General features: G+C 41.3%; 18 protein-coding genes and 2 pseudogenes. 4 read left to right on the top strand and 16 right to left on the bottom strand.

The genetic code is table 11. The features are described from left to right. The first annotated feature begins 152 nt into the window (after positions 1-152). Positions 153-971, top strand: coding sequence for a histidinol-phosphatase HisJ family protein (locus tag WJQ40_RS01165; protein ID WP_118799308.1), 819 nt, complete (start codon positions 153-155; stop codon positions 969-971). A gap of 11 nt (positions 972-982) precedes the next feature. On the opposite strand, the gene mnmA is transcribed toward WJQ40_RS01165, so the two are convergent. Genes mnmA through nifS form a run of 3 tightly spaced genes read right to left on the bottom strand, consistent with a single transcriptional unit; the run spans position 983 to position 3,699 of the window. Then, positions 983-2,062, bottom strand: a complete 1,080-nt coding sequence (gene mnmA, locus WJQ40_RS01160) for a tRNA 2-thiouridine(34) synthase MnmA (protein WP_337537635.1) — start codon at positions 2,060-2,062, stop codon at positions 983-985. 7 nt (positions 2,063-2,069) lie between these two features. Then, positions 2,070-2,513 carry a Fe-S cluster assembly scaffold protein NifU gene (nifU, locus tag WJQ40_RS01155; RefSeq protein ID WP_118799310.1) on the bottom strand — a complete coding sequence of 148 codons (444 nt, stop codon included), beginning with the start codon at positions 2,511-2,513 and terminating at the stop codon, positions 2,070-2,072. Beyond that, entirely contained in the window at positions 2,503-3,699 is a 1,197-nt protein-coding gene (gene nifS / locus WJQ40_RS01150) for a cysteine desulfurase NifS (protein ID WP_118799325.1), read from the bottom strand. The genes nifU and nifS overlap by 11 nt, the downstream gene beginning before the upstream one ends. Before the next feature lie 140 nt (positions 3,700-3,839). On the opposite strand from nifS, the gene WJQ40_RS01145 reads away from it, so the two are divergent. After that, entirely contained in the window at positions 3,840-5,192 is a 1,353-nt protein-coding gene (locus WJQ40_RS01145) for a polysaccharide biosynthesis protein (RefSeq protein ID WP_337537634.1), read from the top strand. Here WJQ40_RS01145 and WJQ40_RS01140 read toward each other — a convergent pair. The 10 genes and pseudogenes from WJQ40_RS01140 to WJQ40_RS01095 form a co-directional block, all read right to left on the bottom strand. After that, positions 5,165-5,803 carry a thiamine diphosphokinase gene (locus WJQ40_RS01140; protein WP_337403126.1) on the bottom strand — a complete coding sequence of 213 codons (639 nt, stop codon included), beginning with the start codon at positions 5,801-5,803 and terminating at the stop codon, positions 5,165-5,167. The genes WJQ40_RS01145 and WJQ40_RS01140 overlap by 28 nt on opposite strands. A 2-nt stretch (positions 5,804-5,805) precedes the next feature. Further along, the gene (locus tag WJQ40_RS01135) at positions 5,806-7,059 is read right to left on the bottom strand and encodes a HAMP domain-containing methyl-accepting chemotaxis protein (RefSeq protein ID WP_262575863.1); all 1,254 of its coding nucleotides are present in this window, start codon (positions 7,057-7,059) and stop codon (positions 5,806-5,808) included. Positions 7,060-7,264: 205 nt separating this feature from the next. Continuing rightward, entirely contained in the window at positions 7,265-7,744 is a 480-nt protein-coding gene (locus WJQ40_RS01130; protein WP_337537633.1) for a low molecular weight protein-tyrosine-phosphatase, read from the bottom strand. 228 nt (positions 7,745-7,972) lie between these two features. Further along, the gene (locus WJQ40_RS01125) at positions 7,973-9,187 is read right to left on the bottom strand and encodes a site-specific integrase (RefSeq protein WP_337537632.1); all 1,215 of its coding nucleotides are present in this window, start codon (positions 9,185-9,187) and stop codon (positions 7,973-7,975) included. A 107-nt stretch (positions 9,188-9,294) separates the two neighbouring features. After that, positions 9,295-9,591, bottom strand: a complete 297-nt coding sequence (locus WJQ40_RS01120) for an excisionase (protein ID WP_337537631.1) — start codon at positions 9,589-9,591, stop codon at positions 9,295-9,297. 225 nt (positions 9,592-9,816) lie between these two features. Then, positions 9,817-10,047, bottom strand: a complete 231-nt coding sequence (locus tag WJQ40_RS01115) for a hypothetical protein (RefSeq protein ID WP_337537630.1) — start codon at positions 10,045-10,047, stop codon at positions 9,817-9,819. A 293-nt stretch (positions 10,048-10,340) separates the two neighbouring features. Then, positions 10,341-10,787: a hypothetical protein gene (locus WJQ40_RS01110; RefSeq protein WP_337537629.1), complete on the bottom strand. Its 447-nt coding sequence runs from the start codon at positions 10,785-10,787 to the stop codon at positions 10,341-10,343. Beyond that, positions 10,774-10,989: a helix-turn-helix transcriptional regulator gene (locus tag WJQ40_RS01105; RefSeq protein WP_120409313.1), complete on the bottom strand. Its 216-nt coding sequence runs from the start codon at positions 10,987-10,989 to the stop codon at positions 10,774-10,776. The genes WJQ40_RS01110 and WJQ40_RS01105 overlap by 14 nt, the downstream gene beginning before the upstream one ends. 157 nt (positions 10,990-11,146) lie before the next feature. Continuing rightward, positions 11,147-11,275, bottom strand: a pseudogene (locus tag WJQ40_RS01100) (Maff2 family protein); the annotation flags it as partial. A 62-nt stretch (positions 11,276-11,337) separates the two neighbouring features. Continuing rightward, positions 11,338-11,577: pseudogene (locus WJQ40_RS01095) on the bottom strand (replication initiator protein A); the annotation flags it as partial. Positions 11,578-12,395: 818 nt separating this feature from the next. On the opposite strand from WJQ40_RS01095, the gene WJQ40_RS01090 reads away from it, so the two are divergent. Then, positions 12,396-13,733, top strand: coding sequence for an MATE family efflux transporter (locus WJQ40_RS01090; protein ID WP_262573918.1), 1,338 nt, complete (start codon positions 12,396-12,398; stop codon positions 13,731-13,733). Here WJQ40_RS01090 and WJQ40_RS01085 read toward each other — a convergent pair. After that, a complete protein-coding gene (locus WJQ40_RS01085) occupies positions 13,706-14,590 on the bottom strand; it encodes an AraC family transcriptional regulator (protein ID WP_337537628.1) in 885 nt (294 codons plus the stop codon). The two genes, WJQ40_RS01090 and WJQ40_RS01085, sit on opposite strands and share 28 nt — an antisense overlap. On the opposite strand from WJQ40_RS01085, the gene WJQ40_RS01080 reads away from it, so the two are divergent. Beyond that, a complete protein-coding gene (locus WJQ40_RS01080) occupies positions 14,533-15,414 on the top strand; it encodes an IS3 family transposase (RefSeq protein WP_262573921.1) in 882 nt (293 codons plus the stop codon). The two genes, WJQ40_RS01085 and WJQ40_RS01080, sit on opposite strands and share 58 nt — an antisense overlap. Here the strand turns inward: WJQ40_RS01080 and WJQ40_RS01075 are convergent. Both WJQ40_RS01075 and WJQ40_RS01070 read right to left on the bottom strand, forming a co-directional pair. Continuing rightward, positions 15,400-15,717, bottom strand: a complete 318-nt coding sequence (locus WJQ40_RS01075) for a helix-turn-helix transcriptional regulator (RefSeq protein WP_055274060.1) — start codon at positions 15,715-15,717, stop codon at positions 15,400-15,402. The two genes, WJQ40_RS01080 and WJQ40_RS01075, sit on opposite strands and share 15 nt — an antisense overlap. Positions 15,718-15,748: 31 nt before the next feature. After that, complete coding sequence (locus WJQ40_RS01070) at positions 15,749-17,617, bottom strand: AAA family ATPase (protein WP_337537627.1); 1,869 nt, start codon at positions 17,615-17,617, stop codon at positions 15,749-15,751. Positions 17,618-18,160: the final 543 nt, after the last annotated feature.

Genomic DNA, 18,160 nt, shown 5'->3' with positions numbered 1-18,160 from the left:
AGTGCAAGATGTAAATTTAAAAATATTCCTGTTTCCCTGTAAATTTAATGTAATTTTTATAAATCCCCCTCTTTTCTCTTCTGATTCATTGCATTTTCCTAGAAAATCCACTAGACTTGGGATTAAGAAGAAGAGAATGGAGGTCATTTACTTTGACGATCACCGCAGACTATCATTTACACACCCACAATTCCGGCGACAGTACGGCACCCATGGAGGACATGATAAAGAAGGGGATTTCTCTCGGGCTCACTACCATGTGCTTTACCGAACATATGGATATGGACTATGTGTACGGAAAACCCGAGGAAGCCGGTATGTTTGAATTAAACACCGATTCCTACCTGTATGAACTGGCTACCTTAAAAGAAAAATATGAAAATCAGATCCAAATCCTCTTTGGTGTGGAGCTCGGAATCCAGCCTCATCTCCAGAAGGAACTGAACCGGTATTCCAGAAGCTACCCTTTTGATTTCATCATAGCTTCTTCCCATATCTGCCACGGAAGGGATCCCTACTATCCGTCCTTTTATGAGGGGCGCAGTGACGAAGAAGCCTACCGGGAATATTTTTCTTCCATCCTTGAGAATCTGGATGTCTTCAGCAATTTTGATGTCTACGGTCATTTGGATTATGTTGTCCGCTATGGAGCAAGCAGGGATAAGGATTACTGCTATGAAAAATATCAGGATATCTTCGATAAGATTCTGATCCGTCTTCTGGAAATGGAACGTGGCATTGAATTAAATACCGCTGGACTCCGCAAAGGAATGAAGGATGTTCACCCCTGCACAGGCGTTTTAAAGCGCTATAAGCAGCTTGGCGGTGAGATCATCACGATCGGTTCAGATGCTCACGACCCGTCCGCTATCGCCGGTGATTTTGACAGGGCTGCTGACGTTCTGCGTGAATGCGGTTTCAGTTATTACACTACCTTTGAAAACCGGATCGCCGATTTCCACTGCCTGTAATTAAGGCGGCCTCATCCTTCGATGCTGCCGCCTCCAAGTACATATTCTCCATCATAAAATACGACAGCCTGTCCGGGTGTTACCGCCCTGACGGGCTTTTCAAATTCACAGAAGATCCTGTCTTCTCCTGCTTTCCTTATCCGGCACCATTCTCCCGGATGGGAATATCTGATCTTGGCAAATACACGCCTTTCCTCCGTCAGATCCGGAATGCTCATGTAGTTGATATGGCTGCAGGTCAGGTGATCTGTCATCACATCTTCCGCTTCTCCAATTACTACTTCATTGGCCTCCGGTCGGATTTCTGTCACAAAAACCGGATGTCCCATGGCAATGCCAAGTCCTTTTCTCTGTCCGATCGTATAATGGGTGATACCGAGATGTCTGCCGATCACTGTACCGTCCTTTAAAACAAAGTTTCCTTCTCCCGATACCTTTCCTCTTCTTTCCCTTTCAATAAAACCTGCATAATCTCCATCCGGTACAAAGCAGATATCCTGGCTGTCCGGCTTATAGGCCACTGGCAGATCATTTTCAACTGCCATTTTCCGGATCTCATCCTTATGATAAGCCCCTACCGGCATCAGCGTATGGGAAAGCTGATCCTGGGTCAGATTATAAAGTGCATAGGTCTGATCCTTCCTTGCCGTTACGGAATTGCGGATCGCATACCTGCCATTCGGAAGCTGCTCAATCCTTGCATAATGACCGGTAGCGATATAATCTGCGCCAATCTCCAGACTTCTCTGCAAGAGGGACTCCCACTTCACATAACGGTTACAGGCAATACAGGGGTTTGGTGTCCTTCCCTGCAGATATTCACAGGTAAAATAGTCCATGACCTTTTCCCGGAACTCCTGCTTGAAATTCATCACATAATAGGGAATATCCAGTACCTGTGCCACTCTTCTGGCATCCTCAACTGCTGAGAGTCCGCAGCATCCACCGTGTTCCTCTTTCAGTGCCTGCTCTTCATCCTGCCAGATCTGCATGGTCACACCGATCACATCATATCCCTGTTCTTTTAAAAGCAGGGCGGCTACAGATGAATCTACGCCGCCCGACATTCCAACTACAACCTTCTTTTTCATAAAAGCTTTAATACTCTTCCTCTTCCGCTTCCTCGCCCTCATGGATATCTGACTTGGGTTTGGAAAGACCTTCGATGGTTATGTGGTTCTTTTCTGCATAGTCCCAGAGTGCTGCATGAATCGCCTCTTCTGCCAGCAGGGAACAGTGCACCTTAACCGGCGGAAGTCCGTCAAGTGCTTCCATAACCGCCTTATTAGTCACTTCCATGGCTTCTTTAATACTCTTACCCTTAACAAGCTCAGTTGCCATGCTGCTGGTCGCTACAGCTGCACCGCAGCCGAATGTCTTGAATTTGCAATCCCTGATGATCTGATTGTCATCAATATCCAGATAGATACGCATAATATCGCCGCATTTTGCATTTCCAACAGTACCTACACCGCTGGCATTCTCAATCTCGCCCACATTTCTCGGGTTATTAAAATGGTCCATTACCTTTTCACTGTACATGCTTCTTTTCCTCTTTCTTAATAAAGTCTTCGTAAAGCGGTGACATACTGCGGAGTCTTTCCACAATTCCCTTCAGTTCATCTGCCACAAAATCAATTTCTTCCTTTGTATTCTCCTCACTTAACGTCATGCGCAGGGATCCATGTGCGATCTCGTGAGGCAGTCCTATCGCCAGAAGGACATGGGAGGGATCCAGCGAACCTGATGTACAGGCTGAACCGCTCGAAGCACAGATTCCTTTCATATCCAGCATGATCAGCAGGGATTCTCCCTCAATGAACTGAAAGCTGAAGTTTACATTGTTCGGCAGTCTGTCTGTTCTGTGTCCATTCAGTCTACAGTAGGGAATTTCCTTCTCTATTCTTTCGATCAGATAATCACGAAGCTCTGTCTCTTTCCTGGTACGCTCTTCCATATTGGCAAAGTTCTTCTTTACTGCAGCAGCAAGTCCGACAATACCTGGAATATTCTCTGTACCGGCACGGCGGCTTCTCTCCTGTGCTCCGCCATGTACAAAGGAACGGATCTTAACACCTTTTCTGATATATAAGAAACCAATACCCTTGGGACCATTGATCTTATGTCCGCTGGCAGACATCATGTCGATGGGAAGTTCATCCACTCTTGTCTGCACATGTCCATAGGCCTGTACTGCATCCGTATGGAACAGAATGCCGTGCTCTCGGGCAATTTCTCCGATCTCCTTAATAGGTTGAATCGTTCCGATCTCATTATTTGCAAACATCACAGAGATCAGGATCGTATCCGGACGGATTGCCTTTTTCAGCTCATCCAGTTTAAGTACCCCATTTTCATCTACATCAATATAGGTAATGGAAAATCCTCTTTTTTCCAGATATTCGCAGGTATGCAGAATCGCATGATGCTCGATCTTCGAGGTAATAATGTGCTTTCCTTTGCTCTCATAAGCCTCTGCAGTCGCAACTAATGCCCAGTTGTCAGATTCGGAGCCACCTGCTGTAAAGTAGATCTCCTGTGCCGATGCACCAATGCTCCCTGCAATCTCCTCTCTGGCCTCTGTCATGGCTTTTTTACTCTCTGCTCCAAGAGAATAAATGCTGCTGGCATTTCCATAATACTCTGTAAAATAGGGCAGCATGGCATCCACCGCTTCTTGTGCGGTTTTGGTCGTTGCTGCATTATCAAGATAGATCAGCTTATTCATTTTGATCATTAAATCCTTTCTCTGTTTGCCCTAGTAATCAAGTAGGTTGTCTCGCAACAATATACCATTTCTTCCCTGTTCTGTCAATTTCCAACTCTGCATATATTAGCATTAACACCTGCAGGAGATGATATCCTTTCATGCGCCATTTCTCACTGAAAAATCCTCTGGTTTTCGGGACGGTCGTTTTAACCATCACCGGCTTTGTCAGCCGGTTTATCGGCTTTTTTTACCGTATCTTTCTGTCAAGGGTCTTTGGAGCAGAAGGTATGGGGATCTATCAGCTTACTGCCCCTGTGCTCGCACTCACCTTTGCTCTTTCTGCTGCCGGGATCCAGACCGCCATCTCCAAGTTTGTGGCAAGAGAAACCTCTACCAGAGATTATCGGTATTCTTTTGTTTATTTATTCTCCGGTCTTACTCTTTCCCTTGCGCTCTCCATTCTGTGTGCTGGCTTTGTTTACTGCTTTTCAGAACAGATCGCCGTACGCTTTCTTATGGAAGACAGGACTGCTCCTCTTCTTCGCATTATCGCTCTTTCCATTCCCATGGCTGCCGTTCATTCCTGCATCAACGGTTATTTCTACGGGATTAAAAAAACCGGCATCCCTTCGATCTGTCAGCTCTCCGAACAGCTCATGCGGGTTGGCAGTGTTTATGTGATCTATGTCCTATGTCAGAAAAGAGGATACTCTCCAACAATCAGCTTTGCTGTCATTGGTCTGGTCATTGGTGAATGTGCTTCTATGCTGGTGTCCCTGATCGCTGCCTGGGCTCACTTCTCTGGAAAATTGAATACATCATCTGCCTCTTCAAATGTGCCTGTCCATCTGCACCGCGCTCTTTCTGATATGCTTCATCTGTCCATTCCACTATCTGCCAACCGTGTGATCATCAATTTTCTGATGAGTGTAGAAGCTGTTTTCATCCCGGCGCAGCTCCTGAGATACGGATATGCTCATCAGGCGGCTCTCAGTATCTACGGTGTTCTGACCGGTATGTCCCTGCCGCTGATTCTGTTTCCAAGTGCCATTACAGGCTCTGTCTGTGTCCTGCTTCTTCCTGTCGTTTCGGAAGCGGATGCCACCGGCAATCAACATATAGTAGAAAAGGCGATTCAAAAATCTGTCAAATATGGTTTTCTTCTGGGCAGCGTCTTTACTCTGATCTTTTTCCTTGGCGGCTCTTTTCTTGGAAATCTTCTCTATCAGAACGAAGCTGCCGGCCGCTTCATCAGCGTTCTCGGATTTCTCTGTCCTTTAATGTATATTGCATCTACCCTGAGCAGCATCCTGAATGGTCTTGGCAAAACAGGTCTGACCTTTCTGTACAGCATGATCAGCCTGCTGGTCCGTCTGTTCTTCGTCTTTTTCCTGATTCCTGTAATGGGAATTAATGGTTACCTCCTTGGACTTCTGGCAAGCCAGCTTGTCCAGACCCTGCTCTGCCTGTATGCGGTACGTGATTATGGAAGTGCTCCCGGCTTCCACTGATTATCATATATTACAAGAATACGTCCTCTTTTTACTGATACCGATGCTGCCTGTCCGGTAAATTCATTACTGACTCCTATCGGGAAGTTATCAGAAAGAACCGCATCTGCTATTTCATATTTCAGGTTCTGCAGAGTCACACCTTCTGCCTTTTCCCCGTAAGAAAAAACAGATACATAACCGTCTGCTCCTTCGGGAAAACAAATCTTTTCTCCTCCGCTGATCATTGTGATCACCTGTTTCTTTCCTATCAGCCAGCCTCTGGCACCATGCTTCTGCAGATAAGAAAGGCACTGCACATTAGCATAGCTGTGATCCACTCTTCCACCAAGACCGCCATATAGATAAAAATACCGGTAACCTCTTTTCAACCCTTCTTTGATGCCGGAAAGCGTATCCGTATCATCCTTTTCCGGCTGCAGTACGACTTTTTCTTTACATTCCGGAATATAATGCAGGGAATCAAAATCACCGATTGCCAGGTCTACCCTGCCATCCTTCACATACTCATAGCCTCCGTCTACAGCTATGACAAAATCTTCCTTTTTCAAAGGTAACAAGAGCCGGCTGCATTCGCCGGCTCCTATGATATAACATATTTTCTGCTGCAAAATTAATCCTCTCTTAACTGAAACTTTTCTACCAGTCCCTTCAATGTAACCGACTGCGCTGACAGCTCCTGGCTGGTTGCAGAGGTTTCCTCCGCTGCTGCAGAATTGTTCTGGATCACACCGCTGATCTGGTTGACGCTCTGCTCAATCTCCTTCACAGAAGCAGCCTGCTTATCAGAAGCTGTTCTGATCGTGGCAACTGCATCTACCAGCTTATCCATCTCGTCGCTCACCTTATTCAGTGCCTCTGCGGTATCTGCGGTAATATCATTGCCACTCTTTACTTCGCTGATTGCTTCATCAATCAGTTTCTTCGTGGTAACTGCACTTGCAGAGCTGTCTTCTGACAGCTTGCGGATCTGGTCTGCCACAACTGCGAAGCCCTTGCCAGCCTCTCCCGCTCTCGCCGCTTCGATCGCTGCATTCAGGGAAAGGAGATTCGTCTGGGATGCAATTTCCTCAATATCTGCAATGATCTCTTCAATCTTGCCGGAAGTCTCCTTGATCTTCTCCATGGCTGCTGTCAGCTCTGCCATCTTCTGCTTACTTATCTGTGCCTGTTCACCGATGATCTTAGCATTCTCATGTACCTTGTCCGTAGTTTCTGTATTCCTTACTACCTGACTAGTTACTTCAGTAACAGTTGCAAGCAATTCTTCTACTACAGCTGCCTGATCTGTCGCTCCCTGTGCCAGTTCCTGAGAGCTGGATGCCAAGTCATGGGATCCAGCAGACACCTGCTCGGCTGCTGCATCAATATCTCCCATAGTATCACTGAATTCTTTCACAAGGTTCACAAGTTCTTCAAGCACGATGGCATAGCTTCCAACATAAGCCTCCTTGTGCTTGCTCCTGACATTAAAATTACCCTTAGCAAATTCTCCAAGGATCTCTGTCAGATCACCGATCACTGTCCGCAGATTATCAAATGCTCTCCGGAAGCTTTCAGCGAGCTTTCCAAGTTCATTGTCTTCATTATATGTAATCTCTGCGTCCAGCTTTCCTTCAGCCAGACTGTTCACAGCCTCTCCCATCTCAGCAATGGGCGCAAATAATTTCCTGGTCAGAACACCATATCCCTTCACTGCAATCACAATATTTATGATCAACAAAAGGCCATGAACAATAATATTGATCACCTTATTACCAACCCCTGCCATACCGAGAATCGCATATAATTCTGATACACAGCATACCCCGATCAGCAACATAAAAATCTTCTTTAACTTCTGTGCAAAACTATCCTTTCCTTTCAATGCTATAACCTCCACCCTGACATATTAACGTTTGTTCACAGATCAACCTTTTAAAATCAGATATGCATTTCACTGATTTACAGATTTTGATCCCGAAATCGTTCTTATTATAGCATAATCACATTGAAATGACCAACGGTTTTTGAGCACTCTCCAATTACTAACGTGCATTTTCTTCAGTTATTCCTCTGAATGCTCCAGCCTGTCAGCAGATCTTTCCTTCCTTTTGCAGGCACTCCAAAAAAGCTGTACACCCTGTCACCACATCTCTATATGTTTCATCAAATCTCGATGTGTACCAGGGGTCTCTGCAGTCCGCCTCCAATCCGGCAAATTCCAGAAGCTTGTATATCTTATCTCCTTTCCTATGCCCCGTAATCCGTTCCATATTCCGGATATTCATGGAATCCATTCCGATCAGATAATCATATTTATCATAATCAGATGCTTTCATCTGAACCGCCCGCTTGCCCTCGCAGTTGATTCCGTGCTTCGCCAATTCCGTCCTTGCCGGTGGATAAACCGGATTGCCGATGCCATTCCAGATTTCTTCTGCGCTGGTGGCCGCTGAGGCAATCTCAAACTGATCTGATAGCCCGAGATTATTAACCATGTCCTTTAAAATGAATTCTGCCATTGGAGAACGGCAGATGTTGCCGTGGCAAACAAATAATATTTTTATCATGCCTTAAAAACTCCTTGAAAATACTGATTTTCCTTGATTTTACACCACTTTCTACGATTTGCTGTGATAGATTGTTTTCTTCGTTTTCGTCGCATATCATGGCATAAATTCGTATATCTTGTCATCCAAATTTAGTAAAAATCTTAGTAAAACAGCTTAATTTTCTCATTTTACTAAAGACTTTTTCCACTTAGGTTATCTTTTAGTTGTATCAATTTTCTTAATCTTTTAAGCCATCTTAGCATATTTGCCAAGTTCTTCCTTGGCATCCTCTGCTCCCAGATGCGTATATGTATTCAATGTTACCCCAATGTCTGAATGTCCCATAAGATACTGAAGCGTTTTAGGATTCATCCCGCTTTTTGCCATATTGCTGCAGTAGGTATGCCTGCAAACATGTGGCGTGATTTTTGGTAACTGCTCTTTATAGATTCGATTATGCTTAGCTAATGCCCACTCAAAATGCTTTTCCCAATGTAAAGCAACTTCCGGCATATCCTTCTTATCTAAAAACAGAAATCCCTTATATCCATCAATCACAGGTTCTTTCTTGGGCTTTTTACGATTTTCAACAATACGCTTAAAACATTCATACACTTCCTCAGTCATAGGAATGATTCTAGTTCCACTTGACGTTTTGGTATCTTCAATAACATACTTCATATCTCTGGTTCTTTGAAGCTGATGATTTACACTGATTTGCTTTTCTTCAAAATCAATATCGGAAAGTGTCAATCCGCAGAACTCTGAAATACGAAGTCCGGTTTTAAAGAGGATAAACATACCATCATAGTATCGTTTATAATGCTCATCATTCTTAATAAATTCCAAGAACTTTCTTGCTTGTTTTCTGGTTATGGCTTCTCTTGTTACACTATCGTTTACAACTACCGTACATAGTTGAAACTCGAACGGATTTTTACGAATCAAATCATCATCTACAGCCATTTGAAAAGCAGGTCTTACCACTCCACGAACTGAATGAATGGTGCTATATCCCCTACCATCTGCCTGAAGCTTAATCAACCATGCTTTTGCATCTGACAGTTTTACCTTATCAATCCTTAATGCTCCAAATTCCTCTTTCTTAATAATGTTGATAACAAAATTATAATTCGCAGCTGTATTATGGCGAACCCCAGTCTTCTGAGCAATATACTTTTTTACCAACTCAAGAACTGTCAAATTATCACCATAAGGAGTAATACCATCATTTATATCCCTTAATATGACTTTTTCCTTTTCTCTTAGTGACTGGCAAGGTCTTCTTCCTACCGGAAGAGGATCTGTCGATTCCAACTTCCAACTGTAAAGAAATTTCTGTTTTCCAAAGCAGTCTGTATAAACAAATGCATATCTTCCATCCGCTCGCTGGCTTTCTCCGTTTCGTAAAATACGTCCTTTTTTATCACGTCTTTTCTGATTGCGATTTCTTTCACTCAAACGTCTTTGCTCCTTTCTACGAAGAAGCCCTAGCACGACAACCATATTATATCATACCAGGGCGTCATTTACCACTTTAAAGTGATAAAGTTTTGTATTTTTCATTTCTACAAGGAAGTGGTTTGATTAAGAAATTCTTCAAATTTATGCCGATTAATCAACGATTTATTCCCAACCTGCACCGTAAAACAATAATCAGTATCAGTATTTTCAGAAATCAGCATCCTTATCTTCTTTTCACCAATTCCAAAATATTGAACAGCCTCATCGACTGTTAGCATATATTTCTTCCATATTGGAACCATCTTTCCTTTCACTTTTGCCTCTGTATTATCTATTTTCAACACCTCCATCTTTCTCATAATAGGCAACACTTTATCTGCCCATGACAAACAGGAACCCATGCTCCTATCTCTCATCAGCAGACAACAAAAAATCCATACAGGTGGCAGGTCATTACTCTGCCCACATCGGTCTTGCACCGTCATTCAAATTGACCGGATCTCTCCGGAAGTATCATTATCACAGATATGCTTCATCGCCCTGTGCAACTGCTACACATTTTGCCAAATTCTTCTCGCTCCATACCTTTGCTTCAATGTAGTGTTTCAACATTCCCTCACGTTCACTCAAAAAGAGCAGGTATCTATTGTACCTGAATTACTTCCCAGAAAATCCTTCAAAAGATCTTTTGTAAGTGTATCATTTTCCCCAAGCACCATATTGTAAATATTTTCTGGCATATCCGGCATCTGCGCCTGAATTCTTATGGCATTATCTTCTGTGCCGATCGTACAGTTGATTTCCTTAAGAGTATTTTCCTCCTTTCCTGTTCCACCTTCATTTACAATTGCTTCCACTTCATTTTCCACAGAGCCCTTTGCATGAAGGATGTCTCCATTAGATGAGCTTTGCAAAAGCCGTTGAACGTGTACATAATGTGTTCTTTGTATGCTTCTGTGCAAGGCATAAATGATTCCCCCTTTCTCCCACATGAGGCAATGGTAGGTTAATAGTTGCCTTTTTATGATGATAAAGGGCGGCAGCATTTTTTGCTGTTGCCCCTTGTCTACTCAACTGCGAAAACAGACGGGGCTGTCAACGGCGGGCGAAGCCCGTTCATCTTGACCGTTGACTGGCTCGGCTGGTTTTGCTATTCATACTTTTTTAATAACTGTTTAAATATTACGATACCTATTACAATTTGAAAAATTAAATAGCCGCCCAGATATAGCACTATTAAGCGTGAATTATCAATGACTTCAAGTTGTCCCAATATGGAGAAGATGATTATTGAAATACTAACTGTCATAAGCCCGATAGCATACGCATAGCGCCCGGATTTATCTTTTAATTTTGATTTTAATTCATCGTGAAGTTCGATTTTTTCATTTTCTATTTTTTCTTGATACCGTTCTTTATTTTTAGATGTATTCCAATAAAAGTATTTACAAGTCATAACAGTACCAGAACAAATGGCTCCGGCAGCAAAACCAATAAGCAAACTGTCCAGCACACTATCAGTTAGCAGTGCTACACCCAAAAGAATAATGCCTCCCAAAACAAACAAAATACCCTCTAATAAATTACCTTTTTTCATCTTTGCAACTCCTTTCATGAATAAAAATTTCTTCAATTTGTTTACCGAAAAAATCTGATATTACAAAAGCTAATTCTAAAGAGGGATTATATTTCCCCGTTTCTATTGAACTGACGGTTTGCCTTGAAACTTTAAGTGCTTTTGCAAAATCTTCTTGATTCATGCCTAATCTTTTCCTTAATTCTTCAACCCTGTTTTCCAAATAATGTCACCTCCGTTTTGACAAGGTTCCTTTACATTTTCATTATAGTAGGATAAGGAGGTTTTATCAAGGTTCCTTTACAAAAGTTTTTCTTATAAGTTGCACGGAATAGTGGGTGGCTGCCTATCAAAATCTTTGTGTTACTTTATCGCACATGAGCATTTGCTCCGGGATTGTCATTACCATAACCTTCCAGAAGGTTGATAACACCCCCTACACCTACACCTGCTCCGATTGCTGTTACTACGGTCTTTAATCCTGTTACTGCTGTTGTAAAAAATGACATTTTAATTTACCTCTTTCTTTCCTTAAATTTGATTTGTGTTGGAAAGAGTTTTTCGTGTCAAATGCTGTTTTTACAGAAGATTTACATTTACCGATTTGAGCAGACAATTCCTCTATCGGAAAAATCAGATAAACATTTCCATACTTGTCTATCCAGCTATTCATTCTCGATATCCGTGCTCGGTCATACAAAATCATATAAAGATATTTTGCAGTTTGAGAAATTCGCAGTTTTAGCAAAAACTTCGGAAACTGGAAGTACTGAATCATCTGCTCAGACTCCTTCATGTATTCATATTTCATTCTTTTCTCGCCTCGTTTCTGTTTCTAACTGTTGTAAAAATCATTTTTATGCCGGCTCAAAAAATGTCCTTACACATATTCAAAAGATGAAGGGCATAAATACAGGCTCTTGATGAAAATTTTTTATTTTTCCTGCAAAAAATACCCTTTCATTAATACGAAACGCTGAGAGGCATTTTTACAGCCCCCTGAGGAAATTTTTTTATTTTTTCGGTTAATTGAATACTTAAAAGCAAAAAAACACTCACCTATTACAGGTGAATGCCTTATCAAAATTTCCTTATTTTGTTGTCTGTGACGCTTATCCAGATATGCCTGCATATCTGCTAAAATATAATTGCCAGCAATTATATTTTCACGTGGGTATGGGGACGTAATCCCAATCAAGGTCTGCTACTCGTAAGTAATACAAAATTGTCAAAATGACAATACTGTAATACACGGGTGGATCTTGCTCTGGTATTTTCTCCTCATCAAATCGGTTTGTGATATTTGGATGCTACTCTAAAAATATTATGATGTTCACTAATCATTATGAACTCTTGTCTTTTAAGCATATCTTTATTAGATTTATATGTCATTTCATGATAGAATTAATTTTGAAGAGGAGGTATTATTATGGACTATTTATCGGCAGCAAAAATGAGATATTATTCAAAAGATAACTCTGAAAACATCATAAAAAATTTAAACAAGAAACTTTCTGCTAATATTTCAGCATAGTAATGTCATAGAAAAAGTATCATTTCAGTAGTAAAATACTGGCTAAAAGCAGACAGTATTTGGAGAGTACCGTTTAGACATCAGGAGGTAACATAATGGGTAAGAACACGACAAATGATATGACGCAGGGAAACTGCATGCGTTTACTGGTACAGTTTTTTCTGCCGATCCTGGCAGGAAATCTGTTTCAGCAGTTATACAGCTTTGCAGACTCTATGGTGGTGGGAAAAGGAATTGGCGATACGGCACTTGCAGCAGTCGGAAATACCAGTTCCGTACATTTTCTGATCATTGGTTTCGCAATTGGGCTGACAGGAGGATTGGGAATCTGTATTTCTCAGTCTTTTGGAAGTGGCAATTATGAAAAACTTCGTAAGGAGCTGGCAATGTCTGTCTGGATCTGTCTGGCTATTGGGATTGTGATCACAGTGGTAAGTCTGGCCTTCATGCGGCAATTATTTACATTTCTCCATACACCGGAAGATCTGATGACGGAAACACTGCAATATTTCGGAACAATTCTTGCGGGAACCACCATTACAATTTTTAATAATTTTGCCATGACACTTCTGCGTTCCGTCGGAAACAGCCGGGTGCCTCTGGTTGCAATGATAATTTCCGCCATTGCTAATGTTCTGATGGATCTGTTATTCGTTTTTCCGCTGCATATGGGTGTTTTGGGCGCAGCGTTAGCCACTGTTCTGGCACAGGTTCTGTCTGCGCTTTACTGCTGTTACTACATAGGAAGGGAAAAAAATCTGATCCCGAAAAAAACGGACTGGAAACCACAGAGTGTGATCATCAAAAGACTGACATTGAAAGGTCTACCTGTTGCCGTTATGAATTCTGTCACTGCAGTGGGTGGAATAGTATTGCAGACATTTGTCAACAATATGGGAACAAGCTATGTGGCTGCCTATGCGGCATGCACCAAGATCCTCAGTCTTTTTGAACAGCCGGCAAATACAGTGGGCCTGGCACTTCTTACTTTTGTGGGACAGAATTATGGTGCCGGAAAAAAGGAGCGGATACGTACCGGTATCCGGGAAGGAGTTATCCTGACGATCCTGATAAATATTCCACTGGCTTTGATGTTGCTGTGTATTCCTGAGTTTCTGACTTCTTTCATGTTGAATGATGCGTCGATTATTTCTTACACAAGAGATTTTCTGGCGGTTACAGGCATCTGTCTGTTTCCTCTGGGATGGCTGTTTGTGTTCCGCAACGGGTGTCAGGGCATGGGACATACGTTTGTTCCGATGCTTTCAGGAGTCCTGGAAGTGTCTCTTCGAGTGGTCATGGTAAAGCTGCTGACTCCATATCTGGCTTTTCGTGGTGTTGCTCTGGCAGAAGTATCTGCCTGGATCGGCGCCTGGATCATGTTGATGATCACTTACTGGATCTATCAGGAAAGAACGGATTCTTTTCGGTAAGTCTGATGAGAACATCCTACCTTGGTGCGAAACTGTCGATTGAAATTTGAAAGGTTATGAAATCCGGTATCGAAAGCAATGTCGGAGATACTGCGATCCGTATTGCGCAGAAGGTCGCATGCTGATCGGATACGTACCTGATTCAGATATTCAATGGCTCCGAGACCGAAATTCTGTTTGAAACAGCTCATAAAGTAACTGCTGCTCATATGAGCGATCTTTGCCAGCTGCTCTATGGTGACAGATTCAGAATGATGTTTCTGTATATAAGTGAGAACAGGCTGAAGTGTTTCGGTCATCCGGGATTCTGTCGAAACCGTGTGTTCGGTGCAGAGTCCCGGTGTCGATGCCAGCAGATAAAATAAGCGAAGCAGTTCGCTTTTCAGTAACAGATCAGACGTTGCAAGATTTTTGTGCGCACACTGCATAATAGTCCGGACCGAATCATGGAGTTCATGATACCCCGGGGGTTCCTGAGATACAGGGACCAGAACTCTTCGTCTGGAAGAAAAGATCGGCAGCAGAATATCTGTATAACAACGGTCATCGTAACTTCCCACCAGCATATTCTGATGAAAAACAATGGTATCATAAAAAAAAGAGCTGTGCTCATCCGACATGATAGCATGAAGGACGTTGGGCTGGATCAGAAAGATGTCTCCCGGTTTGGCAGAGATGGTCTGATCCTCGTATTTGAAAAAACCATTTCCAGATTTTATGTAATTTAATTCCATTTCACTGTGCCAGTGCAGCGGTACACTCGTAAAATAATCCGGTATACCGCAGTCATAGTAACTGTATGGAACCTGAATGGATCCGTGCTGGCACTTTTCTTTTATCGCATAAAGATTCTGCAAAGGTAGAGGCTGCCAAAGTAACCGGACGCCGCATCTCTATCTCCGGAATGCTGAAATTTTTAGGCGTGTCCCGCTCTGAATACAGATCCTTTCTTCATCGAAAGGTATCTCCTTCCCGTCAGCGAAAAGATGCTGTTAAAAAGGAAATCCAGAAAATATATGATTATTCAAAACAGAATTACGGTGCCCCTAAAATTGCTCAGGAACTACGTAAATCTGGTGAAACCATCAGTCAGCGCACCGTAGGTAAATACATGCGTGAAATGGGCATTCGTGCCCAGTGGACCAAACCGTGGACTACTACCACCAGAGATTCTGATTTTAGCATGGAACTCCACAACATTCTCAATGAACAGTTCAATCCAGAACGTCCTAACGCTGTCTGGTGCACAGATATCACTTATATCTGGACGCAGGATGGTTTTGCATACCTTAACTGCGTTATGGACTTGTATGCCAGAAAAATCATTGCCTGGACTCTTGCAGACACTATGGAAGTATCTACAGTTATCGAAACAATCAACAAGGCAAAAGCCTGTCGTAATACTGATTTACCACTTATTATCCATTCAGATCGTGGTAGCCAGTATGTTTCAAATGCGTGGCGTAAATCCACAGAAAAGATGCAACGAAGCTATTCTCATAGTGGTTATCCTTACGATAATGCTTGCATCGAATCTTTCCATTCCTTAATCAAAAGAGAATGGCTTAACAGATTTCATATCATTAACTACAAACATGCCTATAGGCTTGTATTTGAGTATATTGAAACCTTTTATAATAATGTCATTGAACTTGTAGTTCAAAAATTATGCTGCATTTAATTCTCTCATTTTCTTATAGTAGGTATAAACTCTTCTCTCCTGATCCGTAAGACATGCATCCATTTGACTTTTTGTTCTTCCAGCATTTCCACAAACAATTGAATCCATAGGAACTTGAAGCATTTTGCTAATTGCATACAGATTATCGACTGTTGGCATACTAACGCCATCCAACCATCGATAAACACTCTGCACACATCCAAACCCTAAATATTCTTGAATATCTTTTGGTTTTACTCCTCTCATATCCATAATTCTTCGAAGATTAACACCTGTTTCTTTTTTATTAATTGTTGGAAACATACTATCGCCTCCTTTGCACTAAATTCTTGTTCTACTCAGTTCTTACACATACTTTCTTCCCCGAAAAAGCAATTCCAAACTTCAAGATTTCCGTAATTCCATCCTCTTTCATTTCAGAATCGTATCGCAACTCACCAATTTGCTTTAATGCTTCATTAGACCATTTTTCAAGCTCAACATCGCTTAATTTTTCTTTCCACTTTAATTCCAAAATAATACCAGGATACCTTTTTTCTCTTGGAATTAAAGAAACATCAAATCTGCCATCTCCAGATTCTCGGTTCGATTTAATCTTATACTGATTATCCATTAATGCTATTAATCCTAGCATCAAACCATGATAAAATCCTTCAGCTCCACCATCGAAGAAGCTAATTGATTTATCCATATATTCCCCAATAGCGCTCTGCAACTTCTTGTAATCATTGGCATAAAGACTTTCTGCAATCTTATTTGCTGTAGTCCTTGTAATTGCTCCAGTTTGCAAGAAATGTGACAAGATTTCACTCTTATATACAGCTGCAATCTCTCTATTTGGAATTGATACTTCACATAAATATGAACCATCTGCTTGCAGTTCCTTTTTAGGAGTTTTCAAATAGCCAGCAACCAACAATAAGCTATAAATATTTGCTGGATCCTCCACAAGCGATCTATACACCACATTTTGATCAATTCTTGCAACTACTCTTTCTCCTTGCAAAAGGTCATATAATCTTTCTGTAATATCATCTGTAGCCACTCTTAGTACATCATCAAGGATTTCATTTTTTCCTGTATTTACCCAATATGCTTGAGGAAGGCATCCCTTGGAAATATAGTTGATTACAGACCATGGATTATATATTTCTTCGCTACCAAACAAATATCCATCGTACCAGTCTTTAAGTTCCTCCTCTTTATCTGATACTCCATAGTAACTGAGCATTGCTTTCACTTCAGATTCTGTAAATCCAAAAAAGCTATCGTATTCTTCATCCATTACGGAGTTCACTGTTAAATTATTTAGACCACTAAAGATACTTTCCTGAGCAATACGCAAAATTCCTGTTAGGAAACCATAGGATAAATTCTTATTATCCTTAAATGCTCCTGAAAAGAAATTTCTCATGAATCCAATAATTTCATCGTAGAAATCCTTAGAGTATCCCTCTTGAATCGGAGTATCATATTCATCAATAATGATTACTGGAGCCTTATCATAATGTGAAGCAAGCATTTTAGATAGTCTTTCTAGCGAAGAAGTAAGCTCCACTTCATTAGCTGTAGCGCTAATAATCTTTGTAAAATACTCCTTCTCATATTGTGAGAGCTTATCACTATTTAGTAGCTCTTGATGTCTTCCATACTCTTCTTGAAGTAGTCCCCTTATTTTATCTATTGTTGCGTCCCAAGTATCAAATTTAACATCCTTAAAAGTTAAGAATATGACTGGATATTTTCCTTGATGTGAACGATACTCTTCTCCACATTGCCAAATATTTTTATCGGCAAAATACTTACTAGTATTCTTATCTGATATTTCAAAGAACACTCTGAGCATATCCATATTCAAGGTCTTTCCGAATCTCCTTGGTCTCGTAAACAAAGATACCAATGGCTTTTGATCCAAGAATTCTTTGATTAATAACGTCTTGTCGACATAGTAATATTCTTCCTGCGCACGAACATAGTCAGAGATGCCGATTGGTAATGATTTAACTTCTGCTTTCGCAACCATATTTTTCTTGATGTATTTTCCATTAGACACTCTTCCATCCATTGGCTTTGGAGAGTCGTCTGGAATTAACCAAGATCCTTTTTCTTTTATTGCACCCTGTATTCTTCCTTTTTTGCACATATCATTTACGGAACGTGGAGAAACATTCCACTCTAAAGCCTTTTCTTTACAAGTTTTCATATATATATCAGCTCCTGTCATTCGCAATATTATTCCTCATCTTACGCAAATTATACCTCAGTAAAACACAAAAAGTCAAATCAATTCGATATTTTGCGTTTAATTATTGCGTTTACTTAATGTTTTGCGTCTTGTATTTTTCGGCACTTTTATTTTGGTTTTTTCAGCCCACAAACTTGTTTGTAGCATATTACTCAGACAAGTTTAACTCCACTGAAAAAGGACCAGCCCAGCTGATCCTCTCCCTCTATCACATCCCCATTTTCCTTGTCTTCAAGTTCCATGTCCACCCCTACAGTTTTAGCTTCTAATAAGCCTCTCCCATCCCCGCAAGAGTGTTATTTTTGTGTTATTTTTTAACCTCGCATACCCGCAAGCCCTTGCTATTACTGGCTTTCTAGAAGAAACGACATAATCTGCCGTGGCAGATAAATAAAATTCTTATCCTATGATTTTCTCCTTGTGTTATTGAAAGATTGTGTAATTTAAACCCTCTATGTTCTCAATCACTTAATGATATATTTTGTTCCTCTGCCTTTTCCT

The sequence above is a fragment of the Suilimivivens sp. genome, assembly GCF_037359455.1.
Classification (GTDB): Bacteria; Bacillota; Clostridia; order Lachnospirales; family Lachnospiraceae; genus Suilimivivens; species Suilimivivens aceti.
The sequence above is the reverse complement of the archived record's forward strand: the minus strand, read 5'-3'. Positions and strand labels throughout refer to the sequence as shown.